This is a genomic window from Kitasatospora sp. NPDC028055, from assembly GCF_040637885.1.
Classification (GTDB): domain Bacteria; phylum Actinomycetota; class Actinomycetes; order Streptomycetales; family Streptomycetaceae; genus Kitasatospora.
This window is the reverse complement of sequence record NZ_JBEZXE010000010.1, coordinates 182,842-193,286: the sequence shown is the minus strand read 5'-3', so window position 1 is coordinate 193,286 and position 10,445 is coordinate 182,842. Positions and strand designations below refer to the sequence as shown.

At 72.2% G+C, this 10,445-nt stretch carries 10 protein-coding genes; 6 read left to right on the top strand and 4 right to left on the bottom strand.

Going from position 1 to position 10,445, the window contains the following annotated elements; genetic code table 11:
• Window positions 1-108: 108 nt before the first annotated feature.
• Complete coding sequence (locus AB0F71_RS14605) at window positions 109-459, bottom strand: nuclear transport factor 2 family protein (protein WP_360232866.1); 351 nt, start codon at window positions 457-459, stop codon at window positions 109-111.
• Window positions 452-1,063 (bottom strand): TetR/AcrR family transcriptional regulator, encoded by a 612-nt coding sequence (locus tag AB0F71_RS14600; RefSeq protein WP_360232863.1) that lies wholly within the window; start codon window positions 1,061-1,063, stop codon window positions 452-454. Before AB0F71_RS14600 ends, AB0F71_RS14605 begins: the two co-directional genes overlap by 8 nt.
• Window positions 1,064-1,469: 406 nt before the next feature.
• Between AB0F71_RS14600 and AB0F71_RS14595 the strand changes: the two genes are divergently transcribed.
• The 6 genes from AB0F71_RS14595 to AB0F71_RS14570 all read left to right on the top strand — a co-directional run bounded on the left by AB0F71_RS14595 (window position 1,470) and on the right by AB0F71_RS14570 (window position 7,855).
• On the top strand, window positions 1,470-3,248 hold the full coding sequence (locus tag AB0F71_RS14595; protein ID WP_360232860.1) for a serine/threonine-protein kinase: 1,779 nt from the start codon (window positions 1,470-1,472) through the stop codon (window positions 3,246-3,248).
• Between the two features lie 340 nt (window positions 3,249-3,588).
• Entirely contained in the window at window positions 3,589-4,566 is a 978-nt protein-coding gene (locus AB0F71_RS14590; RefSeq protein WP_360232857.1) for a zinc ABC transporter substrate-binding protein, read from the top strand.
• Window positions 4,567-4,639: 73 nt separating this feature from the next.
• Window positions 4,640-5,605 (top strand): ATP-binding cassette domain-containing protein, encoded by a 966-nt coding sequence (locus tag AB0F71_RS14585; protein WP_360232854.1) that lies wholly within the window; start codon window positions 4,640-4,642, stop codon window positions 5,603-5,605.
• Entirely contained in the window at window positions 5,589-6,506 is a 918-nt protein-coding gene (locus AB0F71_RS14580; RefSeq protein WP_360232851.1) for a metal ABC transporter permease, read from the top strand. Before AB0F71_RS14585 ends, AB0F71_RS14580 begins: the two co-directional genes overlap by 17 nt.
• Window positions 6,503-7,363, top strand: a complete 861-nt coding sequence (locus AB0F71_RS14575; protein ID WP_360232848.1) for a metal ABC transporter permease — start codon at window positions 6,503-6,505, stop codon at window positions 7,361-7,363. Before AB0F71_RS14580 ends, AB0F71_RS14575 begins: the two co-directional genes overlap by 4 nt.
• 3 nt (window positions 7,364-7,366) lie before the next feature.
• A complete protein-coding gene (locus AB0F71_RS14570; protein ID WP_360232845.1) occupies window positions 7,367-7,855 on the top strand; it encodes a Fur family transcriptional regulator in 489 nt (162 codons plus the stop codon).
• Between the two features lie 438 nt (window positions 7,856-8,293).
• Here the strand turns inward: AB0F71_RS14570 and AB0F71_RS14565 are convergent, their stop codons facing one another.
• A complete protein-coding gene (locus AB0F71_RS14565; RefSeq protein ID WP_360232842.1) occupies window positions 8,294-9,208 on the bottom strand; it encodes an alpha/beta fold hydrolase in 915 nt (304 codons plus the stop codon).
• Between the two features lie 126 nt (window positions 9,209-9,334).
• Window positions 9,335-10,384 (bottom strand): hypothetical protein, encoded by a 1,050-nt coding sequence (locus AB0F71_RS14560; protein WP_360232839.1) that lies wholly within the window; start codon window positions 10,382-10,384, stop codon window positions 9,335-9,337.
• Window positions 10,385-10,445 lie beyond the last annotated feature (61 nt).

Here is a 10,445-nt window from a genome sequence, read left to right as displayed (position 1 = left end):
GAGGGAGTCCATGCGGAGCATCGGCGACCGACGACAACGCGGCGAGGTGCGTGCCCTGGCGTCGCGGGCCTGGCCTGATCCACAAGACACGCCCTGGGCCGGGAGGAACTAGGCCGGGAGGAAGAAGCCGGTGATGTCGGCGAGGCGCCCGTCCTCGTGGTGGCGGGCGGTGCTGATGCCGGTCGACGCGGTCTCGCCCTGCCCGCCGAGCTGGGTCCAGCGGGCGAGGGAGCGGTCGTGGTGCTCCAGCACCTCGTCGATGCGGAACCGGTGGCCGGGGAAGGCCGTGGCGAATCCGGCCATGTAGGCGGCGAGTTCGGTCAGGCCGGCAGCCTCGGCCCCGGGGTCGCGGTAGGCGACCTCGTCCACCGCGACCGCGCCGAGGGCGGCGATCCGGTCGGCGGGGTCGGCCGACCAGCAGGCGGCGTAGTCGTTCCAGAGCCGCTGGGTGTCACTCATGGTCGTCCTGCTTTCGTACGGTTCTCAGAGAGCCGATCGACGCCATCGCGCCGTCGGTGACGCTGTGCAATGTGGTGCGGGGCAGGCCGGCCCGGACGAGCACCAGCAGGCCCTGGTAGAGCGCGAGCAGGTGTGCTGCCGTGGTCGCGACGTCGAGGTCCGGCGGTGTGTCGCCGCGGTGCCGGGCGCGGGTCAGCGCGTCGGCGAAGCCGCCTTCGATCACTGCCAGGCCGTGGTGCACGCCGGCGGCGGTCGCAGGGAGGGTGAAGGACTCGACGGCGGTGTTGGTGAGCAGGCAGCCCGGGTCGGGCTCGGCGCCGGTCTCGATCGCCGAGGTGAAGAACGAGCGGATGCCGGCCAGAGGGTCCGCCGGCTCCAGCAGGTGGACCCGGACCCGGTCCTGCACCACCCGCTCGTTGTAGGCGTCCAGGGCGGCGTGGAACAGGCCGTCCTTGCTCTGGAAGGTCCGGTAGAGGCTCCCCGGGTGCAGTCCGGTGGCCTCTTCGATGTCCCGCAGTGAGGCGCCGAGGTAGCCCCGCTGGCGGAAGAGCCGCATGGCCGAGGCCAGCACCTCGTCCTGGTCCCAGAGCTGTCTGCGCCCCATCGCGGCCTCCGTAGTTGAACGACTGCTCACAAAAATAGCACGACCTGGTCCAATGCGGTTTTCCATCACTACGGTCGACGGGTCGAACACCGTCGTCCAGACGGGCTCCTGGAGGACCAGCGCGGCATCAACGTCGGGATTCCGTGCGGCGCGCGGGGCCCGGGATGTCGGCGTGCCGGGCCTGACCTCGCCCAACTCGGCGGCGGCGCCCCGGCCGATGTGCGCGGGTGGCCGTCGACGATGCGCTCGCGCTGCCGCGAGGTCGCGGTGCGCGCCGCCGAGCTGCCCCCGGCGACCTGATCAGGGCCGTCACGTTCGTGTTCGAGAGGATCTTGTTCGCTAAGATCTTGATCTTCGAAGTCACGGCACATCGGGGGTGGGGTCCATCAACGGGAGCAAGGGCGCGTTGCGTGCGCTGAGCACGGACGAGCCGAGGGAGATCGCCGGGTACCGGCTGCTCGCGCAGATCGGCGAGGGCGGAATGGGGTCCGTCTACCTCTCGCGCACGCGCGGCAACCAGCCGCTCGCGATCAAGGTGATCCGCCGGGAGTACGCCGGTGACCCCGAGTTCCGTCGCCGCTTCCAGCAGGAGGTGCGCGCGGCCGAGAAGGTGCGGGGCTACCACCTGGTGCCCGTGCTGGACCATGACGCCCACGGCGAACAGCCGTGGCTGGCCACGGCGTACGTCCCCGGCCTGCCGCTCGACGAGGCGCTCGACGCCCACGGTCCGCTGCCGCTGCCCGTCGCCCTCCAGCTGGTCGGTTGCGTGGCCCGGGCGCTGGACTCCATGCACTCCGCGGGGATCGTCCACCGCGACCTCAAGCCCGGCAACCTCCTGCTCGGCCCGGACGGGCCCTGGGTGATCGACTTCGGGATCGCGCGTGCCGCCGAGGCCACCAGGCTGACGCAGAGCGGGGGCTTCATCGGCACTCCGCAGTTCATGTCGCCCGAGCACGGCATCGGGAGTGAACTCACCCCCGCCACCGACGTGTTCGCGCTCGGTCTGATCGCCGCCGTCGCCGCCACCGGCCGCCACCCCTACGGGACGGGCGGGGCGCTGACCGTGGCCACCCGGATCGCCAACACCGCGCAGCGACCGGCGGACCTGTCCGGCTACCCGGACGGGCTGCGCCCTCTGCTGGAGCGCTGCCTCGCGGCGGATCCGGCGGCCCGGCCCACCCCGGCCGAACTGGCGGAGCTGTGCGAGCAGGCGTCCGGGCGCCCGTCGCGGGACCTGGGGGACTGGCTGCCGGCCTCCCTGGCGGCGGCGGTCGCCGAACGCCGGCGCCAGGTGGAGCAGTTGCTGACGGGAGCGGACGCGCAGGCCCCCGGTGCGGCGGAGGCCCCGCCCCGGCCGACGGCCACGTACGTGCCCACCCAGGCCTCGGGGAACGCCCGCGCCCCGTACGGGGACCAGGTGCACAGCGCGCCCACGCAGACGGCGGGTGCGCCCGGGCCGGCAGGTGCGGGAGAAGCGGCGGGGTCGGCAGCGGGGTCGGCGGCGCAGGCGGCGGCAGCTTCGCGGCGCAGGCGGGCCCTGGTGGCCGGTGCGCTCGCCGTGGTGCTGGCCGCCGCGGCCGGTACGGCGTGGGCCCTGTCCGGCGACGGGAAGTCCGGGTCCGGTACGGCCGCGGCTGCGCAGCCGGAGGTGAGCGTGAGCCCCCGGGCGAGCGGGCAGCCGGGCGCCACCGGCCCGGCAGACGCGGCCTCGGGATCGGGGGCGGGACCGGGGGCGGGACCGGGATCCGGCGCGGCGTCCCCGAAGGGCGGTTACACCGCGGTGTTCACCGACCGCCCCCTGATGATCGGGACCCCCGCCGTAGGCGAGCTGATCTCGGTGGACCTGGACGCCCCGAAGGTGAACCCGCGCGGCGAGGTCGGCGACCACGAAGCCGAGCTGACCTACATCATCCAGTACCTGACCTTCGGCACCCCGGTCGCCAAGAGCGCGGGAACGTCACCGGAGGCGTGCCGCCAGGCTGTGGACAGTGCCCCGCTGCCGTCGGAGCTCAGCAACACCGCGCTGATCGAGCGCCACGCGATCGCGAAGGGCGACGTGCTGTGCACCGTCACCTCGAAGGGCAACCTCGCCATGCTGAGGATCACTGACGTGCGGCCGGCCGGGACGCCGATGGACCCGCCCGCGTTCGCCGGGCTGGTCACCCTCTGGAAGCCGCCTTCCTGATCGCCCCGCTCCGCGCACGGGCTTTCCGCCTCCCGCCCCTTTCTCGGGGCGGGGGGCGGTTTCGATTTCCCTGCCAGAAACGAACCTTGACGGTTCGGCAGCCACTTCCACGGCCACTGGTGTCACCGTGCGCGACATGATCAGTGCATTGAGTGATGTGGCCAGGGTGTCCCGGTCCGTCGGCGGCGACGGTTCGCCGGTTGCCAAGTTTTGGCAATGATTTCCACCTAGCCCCCGGATCCTCTAGGTATGAAAATCATTTCCATCTATGGTGAAGGCGTCCAACGGAGCCGGACCCGCCCAGACGGCGGTACCGGCAGGTTTCGAGGAGCAGTCCGCCATGCGTGTCGTCCCGTCCAGCAAGCCCCGCCGCCTTCCGAGAATCGTGCTCGGCCTGACCGCGGTCGCCGCCCTCGCCGCGACCAGTGCGTGCTCCACCGGCTCGTCGGCCAAGAACACGTCCGGTGCGTCCGGCGGCGCGAGCAGCGGCAGCGGCTCGAAGGTGATCCAGGTGACGGCCGCGGAGAACTTCTGGGGTTCCATCGCCACCCAACTCGGCGGTGACCACGTGAAGGTGAACAGCATCATCACCAACCCCGACACCGACCCGCACTCCTACGAGCCGACCGCCGCCGACGGCCGCACCATCGCGGGCGCGGACTACGTGATCAGCAACGGGATCGGCTACGACGCCTGGTCGGACAAGCTGCTGTCCGCGAACCCGGCGCAGGGCCGGACCGTGCTCAAGGTCGGCGAGCTGCTGGGCAAGAAGGAGGGCGACAACCCGCACCAGTGGTACTCCGCCGAGGGTGTCACCAAGGTCATCGACCGGATCACGGCCGACTACAAGAAGCTGGACCCGGCCGACGCGGCTTACTTCGACAGCCAGGAGAAGGCCTTCACCACCCAGACCCTGGCCACGTACAACAAGCTGGAAGCCGACATCAAGACCACCTACGCGGGCACCCCGATCGGCGCCTCCGAGTCGATCGTGACCCCGCTCGCGGAGAGTGTCGGCCTCAAGCTGCTCACCCCGGAGACCTTCCTGGACGCCGAGAGCGAGGGCACCGACCCGACCGCCGCCGACAAGGCCGCCATCGACCAGCAGATCGCCGGCAAGCAGATCAAGGTCTACGTCTACAACTCCCAGAACTCCAACCCCGACGTGGTGGCCCAGGTCAACGCCGCCAAGGCGCAGGGCATACCGGTCGTCGAGGTCACCGAGACCCTCACCCCGGCGGGGGCCAGCTTCCAGGACTGGCAGGCCCGGCAGCTCCAGGGCCTCGCCGACGCGTTGAAGCAGGCGACGGGCAAGTGAGCGAGCGGAGCGAGCTCACCGTCAAGAGGTGCGCACGGGCGAATGCCCCTGGCGAGCGGAGTGAGGCGGGCGCATGAGCATCCACCCGACCGAGAAGGTCCGTACCGAGGAGGTCCGTGCGGAGGAGGTCCGTACGGAGACGGAGCGCACCGCGCCCGGCGGGGAGCCGGTGCTGTCGCTGCGCGGGGCCGCCGTGCGGGTGGGCGGGCGGACCCTCTGGTCGGGTGTCGATCTGACCGTGGGGGCCGGGGAGTTCACCGCCGTCCTCGGCCCCAACGGGGTCGGGAAGTCGACCCTGGTCAAGGTCCTGCTGGGCGTCCTCCCGGCGGCCGCCGGTGAGGTACGGGTGCTCGGCGCGGCGCCCGGCGGGCGGAACGCGGCGATCGGGTACCTGCCGCAGCGGCGCAACTTCGACGCCACCGTCCGGATCCGCGGGATCGATGTGGTGCGGCTCGGGCTGGACGGGGATTCGTGGGGGATCCCCGTTCCGTTCCTGAACCGCGCGAAGCGCGTGGCCGCCCGTGAACGCGTGCGGGAGGTCATCGAGCTGGTGGGCGCGTCGAAGTACGCGCACCGGCCGATCGGGCAGTGCTCGGGCGGCGAGCAGCAGCGGCTGCTGATCGCCCAGGCGCTGGTCCGCCGTCCCCGAGTGCTGCTGCTGGACGAGCCGCTGGACAGCCTGGACCTGACCAACCAGGCGGCGATCGCCTGCCTGCTGGGCAAGGTGTGCCACCTGGAACGGGTGTCGGTGGTCATGGTCGCGCACGACGTCAACCCGATACTCCACCACCTGGACCGGGTGGTCTACATCGCCGAGGGCGGTGCCGTCTCCGGTGTCCCGGACGAGGTGATCACCACCGCGACGCTGAGCCGCCTCTACCGCACGCCGGTCGAGGTACTGCGCACCGGCGACGGGCGGCTGGTCGTGGTCGGCCAGCCGGAGGCCCCGGCGGTCCACTCCGACCGGCACGTCGACAGCGACCGGCACCTCCACTCCGACCGGCACGGGAACGGGGGCGGCCGTGCTGCTGGCAGCTGACGCGACCCCGCCGGCCTTCGGCTGGGACCTGGTCGCCGACTTCCAGGACATGTGGTCCTACGCGTTCATGGTGAACGCCTTCCGGGCCGGCCTGGTCGTCGCTCTGGTGTGCGCCGTGGTGGGCTGGTTCATGGTGCTGCGCCGCCAGACCTTCGTCGGGCACACCCTGTCGGTGTCCGCGTTCCCGGGCGCCTCGCTGGCCGTGCTGCTCGGCTTCGCCACCACGCTCGGCTACTTCGGGTTCTGCGTCGCCACCGCGCTGGTGCTGGCGGCGCTCGGCCGCCGGGGCCGGGGGAGCGGCGCCGAGGAGTCCGCGGGCACCGGTACGGTGCAGGCCTTCGTGCTGGCTTGCGGATACCTGTTCATCAGCCTGTACAAGGGCCTGCTGGAGGGGCCGACGGCGCTGCTGTTCGGCAGCTTCCTGGGCATCACCACCGGCCAGGTGGTGACCCTGGCGGTGGTGGGCGGGGTGGTGCTGGCCGCCCTGGCGGTGATCGGACGGCCGCTGCTGTTCGCCTCCGTGGACCCGGAGGTGGCGGCCGGGCGCGGGGTGCCGGTACGGCTGCTGGACACCCTGTTCCTGGTGCTGCTGGGCGCGGCGACCGCCGAGGCCAGCCAGATCACCGGCACCCTGCTGGTGTTCGCGTTGATGGTGATCCCGGCGGCGACGGCCCAACAGTTCACCGCCCGGCCGGGGTTGAGCCTGCTGCTGTCGGTCGCCCTCGGGCTGGCGGCCTGCTGGGCGGGCCTGGTCGCGGCCTACTACCGGCCGTACCCGCTCGGCTTCTTCGTGACCGGCTTCGCCTTCGCCGGCTACGTCCTGGCGCACCTGGTGCGCTTCGCCCGGGACCGCCTGCCCGGCGGCGCCCGTACGGCCGTCGCGATCGGAGCTGCGCCATGACCGCCGTCCTGTCCCAGCCGTTCTTCCAACACGCCCTGCTCGCCGGGACGTTCATCGCGCTCGCGTGCGGGCTGGTGGGCTGCTTCCTGGTGCTGCGGGCGCAGATCTTCACCGGCGACGCGCTCAGCCATGTCGCCTTCACCGGCGCGATGGCCGCGTTGGCGGGCGGCTACGACCTGCGGCTCGGGCTGTTCGCGGCGACCGTCGGGGTGGGCCTGCTGATCGGCGGCCTCGGCCGGCGGGGGCGGGCGGACGACGTGGTGATCGGCAGCGTCTTCGCCTGGATCCTCGGCCTGGGCGCCTTCTTCCTGACCGTCTACACCACCTCCCGCAGCGGCGCCCAGGGCGGCGCCGGGACGAGCGTGCTGTTCGGCTCGATCTTCGGCCTGCACGGCAGCCAGACGACGGTGGCCGTGGCGATCGCGGGCGCGATCTGCGTCGTCCTGCTGCTGATCGCCCGCCCGCTGCTGTTCGCCACCCTCGACGAAGCCGTGGCGGCCGCCCGGGGCGTGCCGGTGCGGGCGCTGGGGCTCGGCTTCCTGGCCCTGGTCGGCGCCTGCGCCGGGGAGGCCACCCAGGCGGTCGGCTCGCTGCTGCTCCTGGGCCTGCTCGCCGCTCCGGCGGGCGCGGCGCTGCGGCTCACCGACCGGCCGTTCCGGGCGCTGGCGCTGTCCGCCGGGCTCGCGGTCGCGGAGATGTGGGGCGGGCTGCTGCTGAGCGCGGCGGCGCCGAAGCTGCCGCCGAGCTTCGCGATCATGGCGACGGCCACGGTCGTGTACGCGGCCACCTTCCTGGTCCGGCCGCGCCGTGCGGCCGATCCGCGGCCGGCTCGCACCGCAGCCCCCGGGACGGGCTGACCCGTGGCCGAGACCCGCAGCCGGGCGCTGACCACGGCCTTCCGGCGGGCCGCCGAGCGGCGGAAGGACACGGACGCGCAACCGGACAACGACCACGACGGGCTGGGCCGCCTCACCCCGCAACGCGCCGAGGTGCTGCGGGCCCTGCGGGGCTGCGAGGACTTCGTCAGCGCCCAGGTGCTGCACGCCGGCCTGCTGATCACCGGCTCGCGGGTGGGTCTGAGCACCGTCTACCGGACCCTGACCGCGCTGGCCGAGGTCGGCCGCGCCGACGTCGTCCGCGACACCAACGGCGAGCGGCTGTTCCGCTACCGGCCGGGCGCCGACCACCGGCACTACCTGATCTGCCGTGCGTGCGGCCTGAGTTCGCCGGTGGACTCGGCCGCGGTGGAGGCCTGGGCCGAGCGGGTCGCGGAGCTGTCCGGTTTCGCGGACGTCCAGCACACCGTCGAGCTGGCGGGCGTCTGCCCGGACTGCCGTACCGCCGACTGACCCGGCCTGCCTGGCCCGCACGGCCCGCCCCGCCCTGCCCTGCCCGGCCCTGACCGGACCGGCCCGGCCCTGCCCTGCCCTGCCCGGCCCTGACCGGACCGGCCCGGCCCGGCCCGGCCCGGTCCGGTCAGGGCCGGGCGCCTTCGGGCCTGCGGCGGGAGCTGGAAGGAGTGACCGCGGGGGCGACTGCGGCTCTCTTATTGAAAAGCATTATCGTTTCAATTTAGGGTTTGGGGCGTCGCCCAAGAGTGAGGACACCATGCCGCTACGCCCGGATGTGGCACGCCCAGCTGGCGGCCCGCGAATGGCACCTCGGCCCGTCGGCGCCCCTGGATGGGCTGCGTCCCTTGCGGGATCCGGTCACCGTCGATGAGGGATGAGCGCTGACGGACGGCATTTGGGAACCCGTTGACGGGCATCCGCTCGACATTTCGCTCGCTACGCGGTGTGCTCGCGAATGATTTCGCCGATCTGCTGGGGAAGTCCAGGAGAGAACAGTGTGTGCCCCATGCCGGAAATCGGCTGGAATCGGGAATGCGGGATTTCCTCGGCGAGGGCACGGCCGTGCGGTAGCGGGCGCAGCGGATCCTCCGTGCCGTGCACGACCAGTGTCGGGGCCTTGATCGAGGACAGCGGTGCGAGGCGGTCCTCGGTCATGTGACGTCCTGCCAGATCGTGGTTGAGGGCCGCGCTGTGGTTGGCGGTCCGGTCGAAGGAGGCTTCCACGAAGCGGCGAGCGGCAGGCTCGTCGAAGGGAAGGACGTCGCCGTTGAGCACTCGCCACGTCTCCAGGTTCGCCATGACGTACTGGTCGCGAGTCCCCTGCGGGAGCGCGGCGCGTTGCGCGAGGTGCGCCAGGAAGCGCGCTGTGGGTGGCGGTAGGTCGCTGGGGTCGGGTGCCTGGCCGGCCATGGCGCGTGCCCAGGCCGGGCCCGCGCTGTGGCCCATCGGGCCGGCCATCATCGCCGTCAGAGTCAGTACGCGTTCAGGGCGGTGCACGGCCAGCCACTGGCCGATCGCACCGCCCAGGGACGCCCCGACGATGTGCGCGGCGGCCACTCTGTGGCCGTCGAGCACGGCCGTCGCATCGGCGGCCAGGTCTGCCAGCGTGTAGGGGTGGGTGGCGAAGTCCACGCAGGCGGACCGGCCGGTGTCCCGGTGGTCGTAGCGGATGACCTGGCGACCGCCGGCTGCCAGCACGTCCACCAGCTCGTCCGGCCATCCGATGCCCGGTGCGGCGGTCCCCATCGCCAGCAGGACCGCCGGGTCGTTCGGGTTGCCGAGCCGTTCGGTCCACAGCTGCAATTCGCTGGATTCGCCAGATTCGACAATTAATTCAGTACTCGCCGTCATGGGCGCCAACATAGCGAACAAGGCACCAATTTTCCATATCCCCAGCGGATATGACTTTCCATCGCTATTCTGGTAAAATACTGAATAGTTCGCGGGACTCCGGCAATCGACCGATGCCTCCCGCTGTCACTTCCTGATTGCGGTCGCAGTCGCGCCGAAGGTGAGCGCGCCCGTCAGTAGCGCGAATGCGAGGGTGGCGGCCGCCCACTGTCCGATGGAGTCGACCTGGTCGCCGAGCCCGAGCAGCTGCCAGGCGGTGTCCCGCAGTGCCAGTGCGACCGGCAGCGTCAACGCGCCTGCGGTGGCCGCGATCCGGGCGGCCCGGCTCGTTGTCGATACGGGAGGAGGCGCGGCGAACCGCAGGACGCTGTTGCAGATCATCACAAAGGCGAAGGTGCCGCCCGCGAAGACCGCGGTCTCCACGGTGAAGAGCAGTACCCCTGGCCAGCCCTCGCCGGAAGCCATTCCCGTGGCGACCAACAGGCCGGCGGCGACGGCGGCTGCGGCGGCGAGCAGGGTGAACCGGAGGCGCACGAAGTCGAGCACCTTGGCGCGGCCGATGAGCGCGGCGAGCGCGCGCCAGGTGCGGGAGCGGGGGTCGGCGAGGAGAGTCGCGAGGGGTGCGAGGTCGTCCAGCCAGTCCCCGCCCGTGTCCTCGGTCCCGCCCGTGTCCTCGGCCCCGCGCACCGGCTTCGGTAGCCGTCGGATCGCCCGGCGGTGCAGCAGCAGGTTCCCGGCCGTCACCCCGGTGAGCGGCAGCAGTGACGCGATCAGCCAGGGGGTGTCGCCGTCCCAGGACGCGCGGTCCGCCCGCGCGGCCACCGCCGCCCAGTCGGTGGCGAGCGTGGCGGCGACGAGCAGCGTGCAGACCAGCCCGGCCCGAAGTACCTGCTCGATCCGGTAGTGCGGCAGTGGTCGGTCGCGGCGGCACAGCAGCGCCCTAGCCGCGCCGAGCGCCCCGAGCAGGGGGACGAAGAACATGGTGAAGGTCACCACTGCGTCGTACGGATCGCCCTGCCAGGGACTGCCCGCCCGCACCGGGCGAACCTGCGTCGTCAGGTAGGCGAACAGCGTGAAGGCGGCGGCGCCGGCGGCGGACGTCGACAGCGCCGCGGCCGCGGCGGGCCGAGCAGGGTGTCCGACGTCCAGCTGATCGATCGTCAAGTCATGTCGCATGGCGGCGATAGTACACATCGCGTACTACGTGGCGCGTACTTCGTGGCACGTAGTATGGTGC

Bases quoted from the DNA above. Each gene is read 5' to 3' on its own strand.
- AB0F71_RS14605 (WP_360232866.1), bottom strand. From the start codon at position 459: ATGAGTGACACCCAGCGGCTCTGGAACGACTACGCCGCCTGCTGGTCG.
- AB0F71_RS14600 (WP_360232863.1), bottom strand. From the start codon at position 1,063: ATGGGGCGCAGACAGCTCTGGGACCAGGACGAGGTGCTGGCCTCGGCC.
- AB0F71_RS14590 (WP_360232857.1), top strand. From the start codon at position 3,589: ATGCGTGTCGTCCCGTCCAGCAAGCCCCGCCGCCTTCCGAGAATCGTG.
- AB0F71_RS14585 (WP_360232854.1), top strand. From the start codon at position 4,640: ATGAGCATCCACCCGACCGAGAAGGTCCGTACCGAGGAGGTCCGTGCG.
- AB0F71_RS14575 (WP_360232848.1), top strand. From the start codon at position 6,503: ATGACCGCCGTCCTGTCCCAGCCGTTCTTCCAACACGCCCTGCTCGCC.
- AB0F71_RS14565 (WP_360232842.1), bottom strand. From the start codon at position 9,208: ATGACGGCGAGTACTGAATTAATTGTCGAATCTGGCGAATCCAGCGAA.
- AB0F71_RS14560 (WP_360232839.1), bottom strand. From the start codon at position 10,384: ATGCGACATGACTTGACGATCGATCAGCTGGACGTCGGACACCCTGCT.